The organism is Pedobacter antarcticus, from assembly GCF_900103515.1.
Lineage (GTDB): Bacteria > Bacteroidota > Bacteroidia > Sphingobacteriales > Sphingobacteriaceae > Pedobacter > Pedobacter antarcticus.
The window spans coordinates 568,544-587,152 of record NZ_FNGZ01000002.1 but is presented as its reverse complement, the minus strand read 5'-3'; the positions used below and the strand labels follow the sequence as shown (position 1 = coordinate 587,152).

Annotated in this window: 17 protein-coding genes; 6 read left to right on the top strand and 11 right to left on the bottom strand. The window is 40.6% G+C overall.

Going from position 1 to position 18,609, the window contains the following annotated elements; translation table 11 throughout:
- The first annotated feature begins 6 nt into the window (after window positions 1-6).
- Both BLR53_RS06130 and BLR53_RS06125 read left to right on the top strand, forming a co-directional pair.
- Window positions 7-1,128, top strand: a complete 1,122-nt coding sequence (locus BLR53_RS06130; protein ID WP_074588033.1) for a DUF3667 domain-containing protein — start codon at window positions 7-9, stop codon at window positions 1,126-1,128.
- A 69-nt stretch (window positions 1,129-1,197) separates the two neighbouring features.
- On the top strand, window positions 1,198-1,797 hold the full coding sequence (locus BLR53_RS06125) for a 2OG-Fe(II) oxygenase (protein ID WP_037439879.1): 600 nt from the start codon (window positions 1,198-1,200) through the stop codon (window positions 1,795-1,797).
- 59 nt (window positions 1,798-1,856) lie between these two features.
- Here the strand turns inward: BLR53_RS06125 and BLR53_RS06120 are convergent, their stop codons facing one another.
- The 7 genes from BLR53_RS06120 to BLR53_RS06090 form a co-directional block, all read right to left on the bottom strand.
- Window positions 1,857-3,143 (bottom strand): citrate synthase, encoded by a 1,287-nt coding sequence (locus BLR53_RS06120; protein WP_037439877.1) that lies wholly within the window; start codon window positions 3,141-3,143, stop codon window positions 1,857-1,859.
- A gap of 119 nt (window positions 3,144-3,262) precedes the next feature.
- Window positions 3,263-3,805: a DUF3347 domain-containing protein gene (locus tag BLR53_RS06115; protein ID WP_051759787.1), complete on the bottom strand. Its 543-nt coding sequence runs from the start codon at window positions 3,803-3,805 to the stop codon at window positions 3,263-3,265.
- Window positions 3,806-4,137: 332 nt separating this feature from the next.
- The gene (locus BLR53_RS06110; protein ID WP_037443269.1) at window positions 4,138-4,668 is read right to left on the bottom strand and encodes a hypothetical protein; all 531 of its coding nucleotides are present in this window, start codon (window positions 4,666-4,668) and stop codon (window positions 4,138-4,140) included.
- Between the two features lie 214 nt (window positions 4,669-4,882).
- Window positions 4,883-5,815, bottom strand: a complete 933-nt coding sequence (gene miaA, locus BLR53_RS06105; protein ID WP_074588031.1) for a tRNA (adenosine(37)-N6)-dimethylallyltransferase MiaA — start codon at window positions 5,813-5,815, stop codon at window positions 4,883-4,885.
- Window positions 5,805-6,641: a hypothetical protein gene (locus BLR53_RS06100; protein ID WP_037443265.1), complete on the bottom strand. Its 837-nt coding sequence runs from the start codon at window positions 6,639-6,641 to the stop codon at window positions 5,805-5,807. Before BLR53_RS06100 ends, miaA begins: the two co-directional genes overlap by 11 nt.
- Window positions 6,632-6,964 (bottom strand): hypothetical protein, encoded by a 333-nt coding sequence (locus BLR53_RS06095; RefSeq protein ID WP_037443263.1) that lies wholly within the window; start codon window positions 6,962-6,964, stop codon window positions 6,632-6,634. Before BLR53_RS06095 ends, BLR53_RS06100 begins: the two co-directional genes overlap by 10 nt.
- Before the next feature lie 36 nt (window positions 6,965-7,000).
- Entirely contained in the window at window positions 7,001-8,197 is a 1,197-nt protein-coding gene (locus tag BLR53_RS06090) for an MBL fold metallo-hydrolase (RefSeq protein ID WP_244889458.1), read from the bottom strand.
- A gap of 17 nt (window positions 8,198-8,214) precedes the next feature.
- On the opposite strand from BLR53_RS06090, the gene BLR53_RS06085 reads away from it, so the two are divergent.
- On the top strand, window positions 8,215-9,054 hold the full coding sequence (locus tag BLR53_RS06085) for an aminotransferase class IV (protein ID WP_074588541.1): 840 nt from the start codon (window positions 8,215-8,217) through the stop codon (window positions 9,052-9,054).
- Between the two features lie 21 nt (window positions 9,055-9,075).
- Here BLR53_RS06085 and topB read toward each other — a convergent pair whose 3' ends face one another.
- From topB to BLR53_RS06070, 3 genes are all read right to left on the bottom strand, one after another.
- The gene (topB, locus tag BLR53_RS06080; protein WP_037443261.1) at window positions 9,076-10,935 is read right to left on the bottom strand and encodes a DNA topoisomerase III; all 1,860 of its coding nucleotides are present in this window, start codon (window positions 10,933-10,935) and stop codon (window positions 9,076-9,078) included.
- A gap of 126 nt (window positions 10,936-11,061) precedes the next feature.
- A complete protein-coding gene (locus BLR53_RS06075) occupies window positions 11,062-11,967 on the bottom strand; it encodes a histone deacetylase family protein (protein ID WP_074588029.1) in 906 nt (301 codons plus the stop codon).
- On the bottom strand, window positions 11,967-12,827 hold the full coding sequence (locus BLR53_RS06070; protein WP_074588027.1) for a bestrophin family protein: 861 nt from the start codon (window positions 12,825-12,827) through the stop codon (window positions 11,967-11,969). Before BLR53_RS06070 ends, BLR53_RS06075 begins: the two co-directional genes overlap by 1 nt.
- An 83-nt stretch (window positions 12,828-12,910) precedes the next feature.
- On the opposite strand from BLR53_RS06070, the gene BLR53_RS06065 reads away from it, so the two are divergent.
- From BLR53_RS06065 to BLR53_RS06055, 3 genes are all read left to right on the top strand, one after another.
- Window positions 12,911-13,333, top strand: coding sequence for a secondary thiamine-phosphate synthase enzyme YjbQ (locus tag BLR53_RS06065; RefSeq protein ID WP_037438929.1), 423 nt, complete (start codon window positions 12,911-12,913; stop codon window positions 13,331-13,333).
- 134 nt (window positions 13,334-13,467) lie between these two features.
- Window positions 13,468-14,610 carry a GNAT family N-acetyltransferase gene (locus BLR53_RS06060; protein ID WP_074588025.1) on the top strand — a complete coding sequence of 381 codons (1,143 nt, stop codon included), beginning with the start codon at window positions 13,468-13,470 and terminating at the stop codon, window positions 14,608-14,610.
- Between the two features lie 37 nt (window positions 14,611-14,647).
- Entirely contained in the window at window positions 14,648-17,020 is a 2,373-nt protein-coding gene (locus BLR53_RS06055; protein WP_081857474.1) for a mechanosensitive ion channel domain-containing protein, read from the top strand.
- Window positions 17,021-17,099: 79 nt separating this feature from the next.
- On the opposite strand, the gene BLR53_RS06050 is transcribed toward BLR53_RS06055, so the two are convergent.
- The gene (locus BLR53_RS06050; protein WP_037438933.1) at window positions 17,100-18,584 is read right to left on the bottom strand and encodes an aminotransferase-like domain-containing protein; all 1,485 of its coding nucleotides are present in this window, start codon (window positions 18,582-18,584) and stop codon (window positions 17,100-17,102) included.
- Window positions 18,585-18,609: the final 25 nt, after the last annotated feature.

The window sequence follows — 18,609 nt, the reverse complement described above, 5'->3', positions numbered from 1 at the left end:
ACATATATGTCCGGAAAATACCGTAAAGAGAAGAACTGCCTAAATTGCGGGCATGACGTTGAGTCGCATTACTGCAGCCAGTGTGGCCAGCCAAATCTAGAATTGAAAGAACCTTTCTGGGGCTTCATAGGCCACAGTGTCGGACACTACTTTCATTTTGATTCCAAATTCTTTCAGACTTTGGTTCCTTTACTTACTCAGCCCGGGCAGGTTACATTAGATTATCTCGCAGGTAAACGGGCGAGATACATCCACCCTGTAAGCCTTTATATTTTTGTATCAATCGTTTATTTTATCATTGTTCCGCATACGCTTAGTGATAATGATAAAGATTACGAAACATCAAAAACTGAAACCGCAGCAACTCTGGACAGTCTTAAAAATGAGCTTGACATTGCTCAGGATAATTCAAATAAGATATCCGGGTATGCAATGCGGCGTTTATCAGATGCATTATCCTTATCAGATTTCAGGAAACTAACGTTTTCAGAGCAGCATAAATTTTTGACGAAAATAACATTGGAGCAGGAAAGAAACCCGACCAATGCCAGAAAAAAGTTAATAGAAAAATTCCAAAAGGCACATATAGTTACGCAAGACAGCACTGTTGCTGCTTATAACCTCCGGCAGTCCAAGCTACCTGCTGCCGACCGTGACAACTGGTTCACACACCTGACTAAAGAAAGAGAAGTCAAAATTCTGGAAAAAAAGTCTGACGGACACTGGAGCCTTAAAGAGGAAGTTAAAAAATATCAGCCTAAGCAGTTTTTTCTGCTGATGCCCTTACTCGCGCTTTTCATCATGTGGAACTTTAGAAAAAACAAGGTCTACTATATTGATCACCTCGTTTTCACCATTCATGGTATGACCGCATTCTTTCTTGTTTCTATTGTGACGAGCGTCCTTCAAAGATATATCTTCGGGTTGGACACCTTTATGAGTATGTTCATCAGTTTTCTGTTATTTGCATTTACCATGTGGTATCTCTATAGTGGCTTGAAACTATTTTACAACAGGTCAAAAGCCGTAACTATCAGAAAAACTATGACTTTGGTTATTATGTATTTCATCGCATTTGGTCTCACGCAGATGATGATCGAATCTGCCATAACCTATCTTTTAATATAGTAGACAGAATTAAATAACTACCTTGATCGCTGAACGGCGGATTGCCGAAGACAGTGTAAAAATGCAGGTTTGCAAAACGAATTTCAAACGCTAATTGACGGTTTCATCACTGATCAGGTAGGGATTTCCACAGAATTCTTCCCAACATTACTCGCTAAAGGACTAAGAGATAATATCCTTCAACTTAAAACTGACGATCTGCTTAAAGATGCAGGCACAGGAAATGCACAAATTTCAACCAAAGACAAATTAGTTAGAAGTGACCAGATTCACTGGCTTGACAGAAGCCATGAGAACATAAGCGAACAGCAGTTTTTTATTTTGATGGATAAATTCATCCTCTACCTGAACAGCACGTGTTATACCGGTATAACCGGTTATGAATTTCATTATACACTATATGAAAAAGGTAGTTTCTACAGAACCCATCTTGATCAGTTCAGCAACAACCAAAGTCGAAAATTCAGCATGATTATATATCTGAATGAGAATTGGATACCGGAAGACGGCGGAGAACTCTGTATTCACCATCCTGAAAAAGACCAGCAACTGATCTCTCCTGATAACAGAAAAGGTGTGTTTTTTAAGAGTAATGAATTACCACATGAGGTATTAATAAGTCACAAGTCCAGGATGAGTATTACTGGCTGGCTTAAAGTAACTGCATAAAAAAACCTCCATTTTAAATATGGAGGTTTTTATGTAAACTATTCTGCTAACTGAATTAATTATCTATTTTCAGGAGCAGTAAATTCACGGTTGGTATGCCCAACATAAATCTGACGCGGACGACCGATCGGCTCTCTGTTTTCATGCATTTCTTTCCATTGTGCAATCCAACCCGGAAGACGGCCCAATGCAAAAAGAACAGTAAACATATCCGTAGGGAAGCCCAGGGCTCTATAAATTATTCCCGAATAAAAATCAACATTAGGGTACAATTTACGCTCTACAAAATATGGATCACTTAATGCAGCCTCTTCCAGTTTTTTTGCAATTTCCAGAACAGGATCATTAATACCTAATTTTTCCAGGATATCATCACATGCTTTTTTGATAATTTTCGCACGTGGATCAAAGTTTTTATAAACTCTGTGACCGAAGCCCATCATACGGAAAGGATCATTTTTATCTTTTGCTTTATTAATCCATTTTTCGGTATCTCCCCCATCCTCTTTGATTCGCTCCAGCATTTCTATTACTGCCTGGTTTGCACCACCATGAAGTGGCCCCCATAAAGCAGCAATACCAGCCGATACTGACGCATATAAATTACAGTCAGAAGAACCAACCATTCTTACCGTAGATGCAGAGCAATTTTGCTCGTGATCTGCATGAAGAATTAATAAAGTGTTCATTGCTTTAACTACAACCGGATCAATCTCAACTTCTTCAGTACGCTGACCGAAAGTCATATTCAGGTAGTTGCTAACATAGTCATATTTGTTTTTAGGATAAATCAGTGGATGACCTAAAGACTTTTTATAAATGAATGAGACTATAGTTGGAAATTTCGCCAGTAATTTGATCATCGTCTGATCCATTGTTTCCGGTGAAGAATTAGCTTGAAGAGATTCGGGATAAAAAGTAGAAAGAGAGCATACCAAAGATGCTAACTGCGCCATCGGGTGAGATTTGGAAGGATATCCATCCAAAAACTTTTTCATGTCCTCATGAATGAGGGTGTGTTTGGTGATATTAGCCTGAAAACCCTCAAGTTGCGAAATAGTAGGCAGATCACCGTAAATTAGTAAGTAAGCAACTTCAAGGAAAGTAGATTTTTCCGCAAGTTCTTCAATATCGTATCCTCTGTATTTTAATATTCCTTTTTCTCCATCTAAAAAGGTAATTGCACTTTTAGTAGAACCGGTGTTTTTGTAGCCGAAGTCAAGAGTAATGTGTCCTGTTAGTTCCCTCAGTTTAGAGATGTCTATAGATTTCTCACCTTCTGTTCCCGTAATAACCGGAAACTCGTACACTTTTCCGTCAATCTTAATTTCTGCAATATCTGACATATCTTATAGTTTATAAATAACAAAAATAATATTTAAAATAAAAATAGCTCTTAAATAATGGTGACAAAACTGTTATATAATTATTAACAGCACGTCATTAAAAAGTAAGAATCGAGCTTTTAATTCTTGGGTTTAATTTCTTTAAGAACTGATCCGCATTCCAGCATACTATCGCCATAATAAGGGTTTCTGATTTTCTTCTCTGAAGAGATCCAGTCTCCACCATTGCCGTTGTTCGCCATTGGGCAATGCTGCACATATAAGAACCCGGATTTAAGGTCTGCGTGTTCGAACAATGCAATGATATCAGAGCTTAAAGCAGTGAATTCTTTACGCTGAATTTTGATGTCGGTAGTGTTACCTATCTTATCTGCAATCAGTGCAGTATTCTCACAGCCCTCGAAACTATTTAAAGCTGTGGACAATTCTTTAGCGGCACCCTGAGCTTCTGTTTCTTTACCACTGACCAGAGTATTTTTCAAGATCAGATAGTTTTTAAGAATATTTTCGATTCTGGGCTCACTAAATTGGATTTCGTTATTTACTGCTAAGGTATCGGCAGCAACAACAGTAGTATCCTCTTGTGCATTTTTTGAATGCTCTGAGGAATTACATGCCATAAATACTGATAACACAGCAACTCCAATATATCTTTTCATCATTCTTATATATTTATTTGTCGTTTTTAAGCCCTGCAAAACTGTTACCTACCTGAAAGAATTTAAATGAATAAATCACTTTCAAGATGAACAGTTGAAGTTTAATTTATCAATTTCGTGTTTTGCTCAAAATACTATTTTAATTTCAAATACTTAAAAAACGACAGGATAAATGGCTGTTATAATTAAAATATTGCAATTATTTGAGATGCGGGCAAAACCCGATGAATAGTTTTTCCGGTGTAAATAAGTAGAAAGATATATAAATTAAAAAACACGGTCTGAAATTGACCGTGTTTTTTAATTTATATACTTCGATTGACCTTTTCAGGACATTACAGTTTGAACCCGTATGCAAGACGTAAAGCTATCTGCCCGCTGTTGTTACCTAAATAACGTAAAGCATCGCCTTTTCCTGCATTTTCATATTTAAGTCCAAGATCCAGGCCACTGCTCCATGAATAACCAATTGTTGGTGCATATAAAAATGTAGTTTTAGAGTCTTTTGAAACACCAAATGCTGCTCCAACCTCACCCATTGCATAAACACCTGATCCAGATGGATCAAGGAAATACTTTAAGCCTGTTTTCAAAGGAATATAAGCATAATCAGGTACATCTCCACCCAGAATATACGGTGCGTCTTTAGCAAAGAAATGAGTATAACCTGTAGCTACAGGAATTGATAATTGTTTAGTTGCATTAAATTGTAACCGAACATCAGCGCCGGCAGCAAAATTATAATGTTTGCTTGTCGGCACACCAACATTTGCTCCTATACCTAGTTTTTGAGCATTTGCCTGAGTAGAAAGTAGAATTGTTACTGCAGCCGCTGCAGTCGCAAATAATTTAGTAGATTTTTTCATTTGAGTATTCTTTTAACTGGTGTATTATTGTTTTACTGAGGAAACTTCCATTGGTAAAACAACCGTTTTAAAACATGCGCTATCCATACGATAGATACCCAATAATTACAAAATGCATGCCACAACAGTAAATAGATATTGTTTTAATAATAAAGAACGAACATACCTGTTTATTAAATTTAATATTTCACGTAACGCACGTTTATTCTGTATATTATAAATTCCATTTTTTCGCGACCATAGCCAGGGCCTGTCTTTGGATCTGCTCCGGACTTTGACCGGCATCTATCCAGTTGATTATAACACCATCTTTTTCCATCTTACGGAAAAAAGTCATTTGCCTTTTTGCAAATTGTCTGATCGCAAAATAGAGCTTCTCCTCTAAATCCGACCGGTTCATCTCATTCTGCAGGTAAGCAGTTACAAACTTATATTCCAATCCGTAAAACGTCAACTTCTCCGGACTAATACCTTTTTTCAACAACCTATCTACCTCTTCTATCAATCCAGAATGCAAACGTTCCTGCAGCCGTTCTTTGATTCTGGACCGGCGGAGCTCAACATCTGGTACAAGACCGATAACCAATGGATCCAAAACGGGCCTTTTAATTAATTTAAGGTCATTCCTCCGGAGATAATCAGCAACCTCTATGGCTCGAACCATTCGTTTGGCAGAAGAAAGATCCGCATGCGCAGTAAAAGCTGGCGGGTAGGTTAGCAGTATATCCCGCAGTTTACCAGAATCTTGCTGTGGAAGCGAAGCCCGCAGATCTGTATTTACAGGAATAGCTGTATAAGGCTGATCCTGTAAAATGGTGTGAATATACATGCCCGTTCCACCACATAATAATGGAACCTTATGATGCTTTCTTAACTCACCATAAATAGTATAGAAGTCTTCCTTAAAAGCATTTACATTATAACTATCTCCCGCCTCAAGAATATCAATCAAATGATAAGGAACGCCATTTTCACCTTGCCCGTACTCATGGAGGTCTTTGCCGGTACCAATATCCATATCTTTAAAAACCTGGCGGCTATCTGCGCTGATTAATTCAGTTGATAGCGAACGCGCCAGACTGACCCCTAATCTGGTCTTTCCCGAAGCGGTAGGTCCCAGGACGACAAGAAGTGGATTATCTTCCATTTAAGTATAAAATATATTTTAAATTACCTGTGTTGAAAACAGGCGTATAACCTGTAGGGTTGGAATCAAAGTCAGATGGCAGGCGGTGCTGAAAGTATCTTTTACCCGTAGAACGACAGACCCAGATTTTCGATGCTGGTTGTGTGTCGACCAATGTAAATCCCAGTTTTTCATATGCAGCACCCGCAGACCAGTCCAGGTCAGCATAAGTCATTACATCATCTGGTTTGAGTAAATTAATCAAATGCTTTATCAGTTTACTCAGGCCTCCCTGTACAACCAGGCCGGAAACACTAGCAAAACGAATCAGTTCAATTGAATAATATGTTTCGGCAATAAGCGACATCCGGCGCCTGGCAGAGAAAGTTGCAACTGCTACGATGTCTCCCTTGGCCATAAGGGCGAGCCGGTATCTGGATTTAACACCCCCTTGCAAATGATATTGCTCCATAAAATGGTCGGCCTCCACCTGACTGATGGATATAACTGTTGTTTGCCGTCCATGGACCCTTTGCAAATTCAAACCGAGTAAAGACATTAGCCGGTTTATCACCTGAACTGAACGTAAGTTCCATACGTCCTCCCAAAGCTGAATCAAAGTTGCTCCTTGTATAGCGTAATCATTCTTCAATTTAACTAAAGCCTCAGGACTGTAGTTTACCCCAAGGCTTAGAAGATTCAGAAAAATAACATTTCCGGTCTCCTTGCAATTTATGGATTTCAGCTTAAATATTGAGTCAGCAGGAGAAACCTGCCCGATTATTACTCTTTTCTCCTCAAGCTTTTTTATAAAGTCATTATGCCAGAAGGCAGGATCTATATCCACTCGTTTTCTTTAAATATTTTAAATGCCAGAGCAATCTTGTCGTCCAGCTGATTGAGTTTAACTTCATCAAGTGTCCCTAAACTGATCTTCTCATGTTGCGGAAAGTCATCAGGAAATAAGCTCAGGATAACCGTATCACCTGAAATCTCTAAACCGGCAAAAAACAATTCATGAACTTCGTGTCCATTAACCACATTTTTTTGTTCCGCCCAAAGATCATAACCACTTTCTGAGTTAAGCCTGTTAGTAAATCCTAAAGTTGCGTAAGGCTGAAGGTCAGCCCTTACAGTCTGGAAGATTTCAATTTCATCTGTCTTTTTCATACTGCTTGAGTTTTTGTTTATAACACCAGCAAAAAATTATTGTTTAGCCACCGATAAATTTAGCCACCACTGTTTTACCGGATAGGGGTCACCGATAGTTATAGTTTCACCCAGATGTGGAGTTGCAATCGGTAGCTGGGCATCCGCTGCGGCCTTAACCGCCCGGATAACCGGATCATTCCAATCGTGCAAGGCCAGCGAGAACTTCGACCAGTGTACCGGCAGAAGCGCTTTAGCATTCAGATCGATAGCAGCTTGTACGGTTTGCTCCGGGAACATGTGAATAAACGGCCAATAAACGTTATACTGACCGCATTCCAGTATGGCGAGATCAAAAGATCCAAACCTTTCTCCAATTTCCTTAAAATGGGTATCATATCCCGAATCTCCACCGAGAAATATCCGTTTATCTGAAGATTGGACAACAAATGAACACCATAGCGTTTGATTTCGCTTAAATAACCTGCCGGTAAAGTGTCTTGCAGGGCAAGCTGTGAATTGAAGCCCTGATAAAGTTGTTGTTTCATACCAGGCCATCTCTGTAATTTTCGATTCCGGAATACCCCAATGCTGCAGGTGAGCCCCGACACCAAGCGAGGTAAGAAAATATTTTGTTTTCCCACTTAATTTCAGGACGGATTGATAATCGAGATGGTCATAATGATCATGCGTGATCAATAAAATATCAATGTCCGGCAAGTCTTCCAGCCTTAGCTGTTCGGTCCCTGCATAATTCAATGAGCCAATAAAACTAAAAGGAGATGTTCTCGGACTAAATACCGGGTCTACCAGCACATTTAAGCCTGATATCTGCAGCAAATAACTGGAATGTCCGAACCAGGTAATCCTGGTCTGTGATGAACTGGTAAAATCCGGCTTTAACACCGGAAGTGGTGCAGGCGGTCTGCGTAGCGGGTTTTTCTTTAAAAGAGCAGAAAGCAGCTGGAAATAGCTCACATTTTCTGGCTTCACTGGTGTGTCCGAAAGATTTTTCAGGCTGCCATCCTTATAATAAAACTTACTTTTAATCAGCTCCAGCCTTTTACCCCTGGGCAGGCTTCCGAAAACAGGTAATCTCCAGATCAGAAAAAGCAAAAAGCAAATTAGCAGAAAAACAACAAAATCAATAATCATGAATAAATTCTTTATAGCGCGTACAATCTCAAACGGGATTACAATAAAAGAACGAATATAGTCAATAGGAGATTTCAGCCTGCTTATTTTTCTTATCATTGCATAAAAAAGATATTATGTCAAACAAGCAGGTTTTCATAAACGACAGGTTTGTACCCCTTACAGCAGCCAGTCTTCAGATTTCAGATCTGTCTATCCAACGCGGTTACGGGATCTTCGATTTTTTTAAGACCGTTAATGGAAAAGCCATTTTCCTTGAAGATCATCTCAACAGATTCTTCAGTTCAGCCGCCCAAATGCATCTGGACATTGATCTGGATAGAAAAGCTATCCTAAAAATTCTGGAAGAGTTGACAGCAAACAACCAAATCCCCGATTCAGGAATCAGACTTACTTTAACCGGAGGCTATTCAAGTGACGGTTATCTGCTCAACACGCCGCCAAATCTGGTGATTAGCCAAACTGAGCTGCAAGCACCGCTGGTACTACAGGATCAAGGAATTAAATTGATGACATTTGATTATCAGAGGCAGCTTTCAGGAATTAAAACATTAGATTATGCAATGGCAATCTGGCTGCAGCCTACAATCCGGCAGGCAGGTGCACATGATGTGTTGTATCATAATCAAGGATGGGTAAGAGAATGCCCGAGAGCAAACTTCTTTATTGTTAATCATGATCAGGAAATAATCACCCCCGCAACGCAGATATTACCAGGAGTAATCCGTAAAAATATACTTTCTCTTGCGGCGCAAGGCTTCCGTGTGGTAGAAAGAGACTTCAACCTGGAAGAACTGGCAAATGCATCCGAGGCATTTATTACCAGTACGACCAAGCATATCCTTCCTGTATTAGAAATAGATGGAAAGGCTGTTGGAACAGGGCGTCCGGGAGAAGTCACAACAAATTTGTTCGACCAGATCACTGCCATCGTAAAAAAGCAGGCCGGTCTTTAAATCCGGCTATGCCTGTAAGTTTTATTTTGCCGCTTCCGCCACCGGCGCAGGAGGAACAAGTTTAGCAGCAAGACCAGTTCCCGCAGCAAGTAATTCCTGAGTGATTGTACGCGTATACTCAGATATCTCCGCTTTAAAGTCTGAAACCGATGCCCCGGAGCGGATTTCTTCCAGCCTTTTTTCCCATGAGCCGGTAAGCTCAGCCTGAGCAATCATCTGATCTTTTACTACATCATATACGGCGAGACCCTTATGTGTTGGAATCAGGTTTCTTTTTTCCCGCTGAATATATTCCCGGGTAATCAGAGTTTCAATAATTGAAGCACGGGTTGCTGGCGTCCCCAGACCACTGTCTTTCATTGCGTACCGCAATTCTTCATCTTCTATCTCTTTCCCTGAAGTCTCCAATGCTTTTAATAAAGAAGCTTCGTTGTAAAAAGGTTTAGGTTTGGTTTGTTTCTCCAGCAATGCTTTAACCGGCAAGGGCAATGCTTCGCCTTTTTTAACTTTTGGTAATGAAGGATTGTCCTCATCCTTTTTATCATCTTCTTTATCGTTCAAGACAGAACGCCAGCCTGCAGAGCGGATTACAGTCCCGTTAGCAACAAAGACGGAACCCGATTCTATGGTGATCTTAGTAACTTCCTTTATACATTCCTGGTGAAAAGCTTCCAGCATACGCGCAATCACCATATCGTAAATAGCCTGTTTATCCGAGCTCAGGTGTTGCGGAGTAATACCTGTAGGTAATATGGCATGGTGATCGGTAACCTTCTTTGCATTTACGCTCCTTTTATTCAATGGAACAGTCAATAGAAATTCTGCCTGTTTACCCAGATCAGGATGGGTACACAGGGAAGTAATTAACTGGGGTACACCGGCAAAAACATCATCTCCGATATACCTGCTACCTGTACGCGGATACGATACCAGTTTATTCTCGTAAAGATTCTGCAGAATATTTAATGTCTGGTCTGCCGTATACCCCTTGCGTTTGTTAGCCTCTTGCTGTAAACTGCTCAAATCGTGCAGCAACGGAGGCGGTTCTTTCCGTGGTTTGGCTTCTACATCGACGATGCGCGCTCCATTAGTGAAACCCGACGGAATGTCTTCAATTTTATCAAAGAGAACCTGTGCCTCTTCCTTAACGTTATAATTCTGTATGGAAATTGCCTTAAATAACTGTCCGTCCTTATCTACCTGGATACCCAGTTGATAATAAAGCTGAGGTACAAAATTTTTCGTTTCCAAATAGCGCGAACAGATCATGGCTAGTGTAGGAGTCTGTACACGTCCTAATGATAGTACCGACCTCGCACCTGCAGAGATACTCAATGCCTGTGTAGCATTCATTCCCACCAGCCAGTCCGATTCGGAGCGGCAGTGTGCAGAATTAAAAAGCGTGTCGTAATCCGTACCAGGCTTTAAATTTCTGAACCCGTCCTTAATAGCCTCGTCAGTCTGAGAAGATATCCATAGCCTTTTAAACGGTTTCTTACATTTTAAGAAGTAATATATATACCGGAAAATAAGCTCTCCTTCTCTCCCGGCATCCGTCGCTACTATAATTTCTGTAGCCTCATCAAATAGTTTTTTAATAATATCCAGCTGTTTCCGTACACCCGGATCTTCCACGAGCCCATCCTTCGTTTTAATCTTTCGGATAGCCAGTTTAAATTTCGGAGGCAGCATCGGCAGATGTTGCCTCCTCCAGCCAATGTAACCATATTCCTGCGGAGGTGCCAGTTGCAGTAAGTGTCCGAATGCCCAGGTAAAAGAATATCCCTTCCCTTCTATATAGCCATCTTTTTTTACGGTAGCGCCAAATACTTTAGCCAATTCCCGTGCAACTGATGGTTTCTCTGCAATTACAATCTTCATCTGTTATATGTATTCTTTAGGACCGATAAATTTCATCAAAAATATCTGGATTCGGTTAATCTATATCTAATTTAAAACAACTGCAGCACGATAGCCCGATAAAAAACAGCCGGAAAAATCTTATTTTTAATCTCCTATAAGCGCAATACCTGTTTTGAAAGTATGGCAGTGTGCGTCTACGATATCACGGATCTGGGGCGAATAACCACCTCCCATACTCACCTGCACCGGCAAACCATACTTAACGCAGGCTTCGAAAACCAGACGGTCCCTTTCCCGGCAACCTGCATTGCTTAGCGAAAGTTTGCCTAATTTATCAGTTTCCAACACATCTACGCCAGCAAGATAGAATACGAAATCGGGTTTATGCACCGAGATCAGTTCGGGTAAAGTTTTAGCGAGCGTGGAAAGGTAAAAATCATCCCTCACACCATCTTGTAATCCAATATCCAGATCTGAGACCTCTTTTCGAAAGGGGAAATTCTTCTCTCCGTGCATTGAAAAAGTAAAGACACGCTTTTCCTGCGCCAGAATCTGCGCAGTTCCATTTCCCTGATGAACATCAAGGTCAACGATCAAAATTCGCCTGGCAAGCTTCTTAAACAGCAAATAACAGGAAGCAATAGCCTGGTCATTCAACAGGCAGAAGCCTTCTCCCCAATCTGAGCCGGCATGATGGGTACCACCGGCAACATTAAAAGCAATTCCAGATTTCAGCGCTGCCTCTGCCCCTTCAATCGTACCTCTTGCGATCCGCAGCTCTCGTTCCATCAATGCTTCATTAAGTTCAAAACCAATTCTGCGCTGCTCCTTTGGCGGCAAACTCAATTGCTTCAATTGTTCCCAGTAAGCCGACTGATGCGCCAGTAATACAAACTCTTCTTCCAGCGGATCCGGTTCAAAAAAATTATCCTTAGAAACTATCCCTTCATGAAGCAGCTGCAATGGAATCAGTTCGTATTTTAGCATAGGAAACCGATGACCTTCGGGTAAACTATGTGCAAAACAGGGATGATAAGCAATTTTAACCATTAGCTTAAAATTTCTCCGACATGTTTTTCAATATTAGCGCAAATCTCGTCCGCAGGCAAATCATTTGCATCAAGCCCGAAAGGGCTTTCAATTTCTTCAGCAATCAGTTCAAGGGAAGCCAGTACATATAAAATGAACGGAACTATCGGCACCACGAAAAATCCAAGACTGAATACCCAGCCGAAAGGAAGTGTGATGACATAAATAAAAATGAATTTCTTTATAAATGCACTGTAAGAAAACGGTATGGGTGTGTTTTTTATCCTTTCGCAACCTCCGCAGATATCGGTAAATGCAGTGATTTCAGGCGTTAACATCAACAACTGTTCTCCTGTAAGTTTACCATCCAAATTCAGCTGAATAATTCTTGAATTAATACTGGCTGCCACCTGGTTGGGAATATGTTTGCCCCCATCTACCTCGATAAGAAGACTGTTTTTTCCAAAATACTGTTTCTCACGCAAATGTTCCTTTAAAGCGAAAGCATATTTAGGAATCGCATAGTTAAAAAATTCCAGCTCCTTTTTATCCAGGCGCAAAGCCTTTAATTTAATAGCCAGGTTACGACTGACATTGGTTAGCTGACCAAGCAGCCGGCGCCCTTCCCACCACCGGTCGTATGAAGTATTAGTCCTGAACACCAGCAGCATAGATATTACAAAACCCAGCAGACTATGCATCATGCTAATGTTCTTAACAGTATCGTTGATGTAAACACGGAAATAATACAGTTCCAGATAGGCAACCAGCCCGGAAAATACAGCTACAGAAAGCATGAGCGGCCAGAGTTTCCTGATTGTATCTGCTTTGTGAACGTGAAAGATAAAGTTAAACCAGTCTTTCGGATTATAGTTAATCATAGACCTCAAATATCCAAAAAAACACGGTCCTTTGAAAGCTTACAATATTTATCTTTTACATTTGTTTTTAATCAAAAAAATCAATGGTTATTTATCAGAAAAATATCAGAATTGGTGCTAAAAGAAGAGGTTTTCATTTGATAACCAGGGAAATCGAAACCATATTACCGGAAATACAACATATAAAATCGGGAATCTGTCAGGTATTTATACAACACACTTCGGCTTCACTGACCATTAACGAAAATGCAGATCCCACAGTGAGACAGGATTTCGAGTATTATTTCAACAAAAGCGTACCAGAAAATGATCCGGGGTATCTCCATGATGATGAAGGTCCGGATGACATGCCCGCGCACATTAAAGCATCCTTGATGGGTGCGTCAGTTATGATTCCGATACAAAATGGAAGATTTGCACTCGGAATGTGGCAGGGCATCTATCTCTGCGAGCATCGTAATCGTGCCGGATCAAGAAACCTGGTTATTACAGCCTGGGGCATATAACGCTCAATTTCATCTGAAACATACAACCTATTATCCATTTGAATATATTTGGAGCCTGAATTGTCAGGAGTCAATGAAACAGCAGGTTTTAAAACGCCTGACAAAACGGATCAGACTTAAAAAAAGCTAGATTTATGAAGACAATAATTCCGGTAAAATCGAAAAAAGAATTAGCATCGTTTATTGATTTTCCACACGATCTGTACAAACATGATCCTAATTACGTACCGGAACTTCATATCGCCCAGAGAGACTTATTAACCACACATCCTTTCCATAAACATTCTTCTCTGCAATGCTTCCTTCTTTTAGACCAGGGCAGAATTATAGGCAGAATAGCCGCAATACACAATACCATTCACAACGAAGTGAATCATAACCAGGATGGTTTTTTTGGTTTCTTTGATTGTATCGATGACCAGGAAAGTGCAGATATGCTAATTGGACAAGCCGAAAAATGGCTTACTGATAAAGGTTTGAATACGATTATCGGACCGGTAAATTTTTCAACCAATGAATCCTGTGGATTACTGGTTTCCGGTTTTGATAGCCCTCCGGTAGTGATGATGCCATATAATGCAGCTTATTATGTTACGCTTCTGGAAAATAACGGACTGGTAAAAAAGGTAGATCTTATCGCCTGGAAGTGGGACGGTGAGAGCTATGATGACAGGTCTGTAAAGCTCATGGACAAACTGCAGGAACGTTTAAAAAGAAGCGAGATTGTGATCCGGAAGATCAACATGAAAAACTTCAAAGAAGAAGCTGACAAGCTCCGTGAAGTTTATAATAAAGCATGGGATAAAAACATGGGGTTCGTACCTATGAATGATGAAGAATATGATTATCAGGCTAAAGACTTAAAAATGATCCTCGACCCGGACTTCTGCCTGGTTGCAGAGCAGAATGGGAAGATAGTCGGTTTTGGTGCAGCCGTTCCTGACATTAATGAAATACTTATCAAAATCAAAAGAGGGAGACTGTTTCCTACCGGTTTACTTAAATTGTTGTGGTATAAAAAAAGGGTTTCAGGCCTGCGGATTTTACTGCTTGGAGTTGTAGAAGGTTACCGGAAAATGGGAATTGAAGCCTGTCTGTACGGTAATATTATTAAGGCATACAAAGCTAAAGGATTAAAGTATGCAGAGGCATCCTGGACACTGGAAAACAACGACTTAGTGAACAACGCGATTAAAGCAATCAAAGGAGATCCCTACAAAAAATACCGCATTTTCGAAAAAACTATTGCTCCTGCAGGGATTACTGAAAAGATATAACCGATAGCCTATATTTGCAAGGACAAACATCTTGTAAATGAAAGCTATAAGCACCAACTTAAAAAAGGCAAGTCAATATTTAACGCTATTGGCCTGCCTTTTTTTTATACCAGAACTCACCCGGGCCCAGAAACACAAAGATAAACCCGATAAAAATGACGTTTCTTATCTCGCTGATTCTAGTGTCCTTAACCGAAGCGATTATCTGGCCAGCCTGGGTAAAGTTTACGAAGCCATTAATCAGGTTAGGGTTACTACAGGAAGCTTTTACAAGCTCAACTCCATTAAGCCCCACCTGGAGCAGGATGAAGCTGCAATATCGCTTTTAAGGGATCGTCTTAATCAGAAAGACAGACCTCAAAACCTGCAGAATTTACAAATGTACCAGACTTTACTCTCAGAACTGGATTCTCATAATCAAACCTGCCTGGAAGACCTCAAAGAATACGATGAAGAACTCAACGAGGTTAAAACTCATCTCCTTGAACTAGGTAAGGACACAGTACTAACGCGGTTATTCAGCACAGACTCCTTAAAAGTTGTGTTTAAAAGTCAGTTTACAGAACTCGCAGGCAAGAAAACAGAAATGGATAGCCTCATTAAGACCAACACCAGCATTTTAAATGCATTGATGGCCAGGACTTCAACCAATCTGATTAATATCAAAGAATTGAAATTTCTGACAGAAAACCAGCTCAAACTGGTAGGCATAAAGGCTTTTGGAAAAGAGAGGCGTTATCTGTGGGAGACCATAAACCAGAAAATGAACCGGAAAATAGGCTTCAAGCACTTTCTGGAGAGCGAAAAGAAAATTTCTTTCTATTACTTTGTTTATACCAGAAATACCCGTTTGTTATTATTCCTAACCGGAGCAGTCTTCTTCTTCTGGGTGTATTACAATTTCAAAACTCTGAAGAAAGCGGATAAGATGGACGTAACCACCATTTACGGTTTCAATCTTCTACGACCCAAACCCTATCAAATAACATTCATCCTCATCCTCACTCTGGCACCCGTATTTGATCTGCTCGCGCCTGCATTATACATCGAAGGCGTTTATGTATTACTGGCTATCCTTTTAGCTTCCTTACTATACAAACGCGTTCCAAAAAAGGTCTTCTATACCTGGGCTATATTCGTTGTTCTGCTGCTCTTACCTATTCTGCTTCGCCTTTTAGGTTTTCAAGCCAGATCCCAACGCTGGATTCTACTGATATTCAGTATACTGTCTACGATTTACGGGATTAAAGCCTTCCAAAATCTAAGACCAGCCGCAGGCAAATTCAGTATACTCCTACCTGTTGGAATTATCTACATCCTTTTTAATATACTGGCTATATTTTGCAATATATTCGGAAGGTTTACACTCACACAAATCTTTTATAATACAGCCATCAGCGCTGTTCTAAATTCCATTTCACTGATTCTTTTAGCCAGTATGCTTACAGAGGCCTTTATCCTGCAGGTAAAAACCAGCCGGATCAGAAGAAACTATGCAGATTACTTCGACTGGCAGCGCGTAGAAAGAAGAGTAGGAGGCATTTTAGGAATCGTAATCTTCATTATCTGGACTACACTTTTTTTAACCAACCTGAATATCTTTAATGAACTTTACAACTTTGTTCTGGGCTTGCTCAACGAAAAGAGAACAATTGGCAGCTTAACATTCACGCTTGGTGGTATAGTCCTGTTCCTGGTTATTATCTGGGCAGCAAACTTCCTGCAGAAATATATCACCTACTTTTTTGGCGATATGGGTGATGATTCCCTGGAAGAGAACAAATCTGAACGTTCTAAACTCATTATCATGAGACTGATCTTATTGATTGGAGGTTTCTTGGTTGCCGTCGCTGCATCAGGATTGCCTATAGATAAGATTACGGTGGTTCTGGGCGCATTAGGTGTAGGTATCGGACTGGGTTTACAAAACATAGTCAGCAACTTTGTATCCGGTATCATTCTGATATTCGACAAGACACTACGCATAGGTGATATGGTGGAACTCGGTGATAAAAAAGGGCGGGTAAAAGAAATAGGAATCAGGGCAAGTACATTACTTACCGACGATGGTGCCGAAATCATTATTCCCAACGGATCGATACTTTCAAACAACATTATCAACTGGACATTAACCAATAATCAGATGCGGGCGATGCTGGAATTCACGATTAGTAAACCATATGACAGGGAGGTGGTAAGCACATTAATTTTAGAGGTAATTAAAAACAGTGACAACATTTTCCTGAACAAAGAGCCCAAGCTTATTATTAGCCCCAAAAGTAAAAGCAGCAGCCAGGTTCGTGTCTACTTCTGGTGCATGGATATTTCAATGGCCGAGCCTACAAAGAGCAGTATTATGGCTTCGATTTTCGACGAATTTGATGATAAAGGGATAGAAGTATTAAGTTAGTTTAAAAATACAATTAACAGTTGTATATACACTGACAAATAGATATATATGATACAAATATTATCAATTGATAACTAGATTATTCTTCCATATTAACAGCCTTCGAAAGCACGCGTACAGCCAATGTGATTTCCTGCTCATTCAGGTTTCCAAACCCAAGACGCATAGCTGTAGAATGTTCATTTTGATAAAGAAGTTCCTGTGGCAAATGGAGGTTCATTTTTGTACAATTTTTACTAATCCGCATGAGATTAAGGTCTGGATTCCAATTGGTCCAGACCGACAATCCGCCCGGCGGGGCATCAAATGTCAGCTCCCCTCCCAGCTCTTTTATTAGCAGAGAAGTAAATAGATCACGACGATCCTGGTAAACTTTTACCGCCTTCTTCAGGTGACGCTGAATTTCTTTTTCTTCGAGCAGTTCAGCTATGGCCTGTTCCATTAACATGTCGCCCTGGCGGTCTACCAACCTTCTGAACTTAGCCATTTCCAGTATCAGGTTTTCGGGAGCAACCAGGTACCCCGAGCGGAAACCGGGGGCCAGTGATTTACAGAATGAGCCTATATAAACGACCATTCCGTTAGTATCGGCGCTGGCCAGCGGCAAGACTGGATTACCCTTATAATGAAAATCATAATCATAGTCATCCTCCAGAATTATAAATCCATATTGAGCAGCAAGATTGAGCAACTCAACACGCCGCTCTGCACTTAAGGTTACTGTTGTTGGGTAATGATGATGCGGCGTGAGATATAACATCCTTATCTTTTGACGCTTACACAACTCGCGAACCGCTTCTGTCGAGATTCCGTCCTTGTCAACAGGAACAGCCTGCAATTTCGCGCCGCATTGCTGAAAACACATATTCGCCAGGTAGTAACTCAGGTCACCTACAACGACCACATCACCAGCGTCAATTAACATGCTTGACGCCATGTAAATACTCATATGTATACCCCTGGTGGTCAGAATATTCTCTTTTTTAATATGCAGCCCTCTCGTATTATTAAGATAGTCAGCCAGCATTTCCCGGTAAAAGACGTTGCCTTCGGCATGTGAATAGCCGAAATGCCTATAATTGGTCTTACTGCGAAGTATTCCCCCATACACCTTAGACAACCGCTCTAGCGGAAGCAATCTGATATCCGGCAGACCATCATTAAACTCCAGTCCCGTGTTTGGACTCAAAGTAAGCGCGTCTAATAACATACTCTTTCGGAACTGATAACCTGTTTTCTCTGGATAACTGGTTAACAAACCCGCACTATACGGCTTAACGTCAGGATCCTGAGGCAATTCTTTCCGGACAAAAGTCCCCTTATTCGGTCTGATTTCTGTCCAACCCTGCGCATCCAGCTCATCAAACGCCGCAATAATCGTCTTTCTGTGCACCTGAAGGATCAGCGCAAGTGATCGACTACCTGGTAACTGCGAACCTGCCTGCAGTACCCCCCGCTGTATGGCATTTATAAGCTGCCGGGCAATCTGCAAATAAACAGGATGATCAATTGATCTGTCAATTTTAATAACAGTTTGAAATGGAATATTAACCGGACTACTCATAAAAATAAAACTGGTACATATGAAG

Coding starts and splice junctions, on each gene's coding strand:
- BLR53_RS06110 (WP_037443269.1), bottom strand. CDS start 4,668: ATGAAAAAATCTACTAAATTATTTGCGACTGCAGCGGCTGCAGTAACA.
- BLR53_RS06090 (WP_244889458.1), bottom strand. CDS start 8,197: ATGATAAGAAAAATAAGCAGGCTGAAATCTCCTATTGACTATATTCGT.
- BLR53_RS06060 (WP_074588025.1), top strand. CDS start 13,468: ATGAAGACAATAATTCCGGTAAAATCGAAAAAAGAATTAGCATCGTTT.
- BLR53_RS06055 (WP_081857474.1), top strand. CDS start 14,648: ATGAAAGCTATAAGCACCAACTTAAAAAAGGCAAGTCAATATTTAACG.
- miaA (WP_074588031.1), bottom strand. CDS start 5,815: ATGGAAGATAATCCACTTCTTGTCGTCCTGGGACCTACCGCTTCGGGA.
- BLR53_RS06095 (WP_037443263.1), bottom strand. CDS start 6,964: ATGAAAAAGACAGATGAAATTGAAATCTTCCAGACTGTAAGGGCTGAC.
- BLR53_RS06130 (WP_074588033.1), top strand. CDS start 7: ATGTCCGGAAAATACCGTAAAGAGAAGAACTGCCTAAATTGCGGGCAT.
- BLR53_RS06085 (WP_074588541.1), top strand. CDS start 8,215: ATGTCAAACAAGCAGGTTTTCATAAACGACAGGTTTGTACCCCTTACA.
- BLR53_RS06050 (WP_037438933.1), bottom strand. CDS start 18,584: ATGAGTAGTCCGGTTAATATTCCATTTCAAACTGTTATTAAAATTGAC.
- BLR53_RS06070 (WP_074588027.1), bottom strand. CDS start 12,827: ATGATTAACTATAATCCGAAAGACTGGTTTAACTTTATCTTTCACGTT.
- BLR53_RS06120 (WP_037439877.1), bottom strand. CDS start 3,143: ATGTCAGATATTGCAGAAATTAAGATTGACGGAAAAGTGTACGAGTTT.
- BLR53_RS06065 (WP_037438929.1), top strand. CDS start 12,911: ATGGTTATTTATCAGAAAAATATCAGAATTGGTGCTAAAAGAAGAGGT.
- BLR53_RS06115 (WP_051759787.1), bottom strand. CDS start 3,805: ATGATGAAAAGATATATTGGAGTTGCTGTGTTATCAGTATTTATGGCA.
- BLR53_RS06075 (WP_074588029.1), bottom strand. CDS start 11,967: ATGGTTAAAATTGCTTATCATCCCTGTTTTGCACATAGTTTACCCGAA.
- topB (WP_037443261.1), bottom strand. CDS start 10,935: ATGAAGATTGTAATTGCAGAGAAACCATCAGTTGCACGGGAATTGGCT.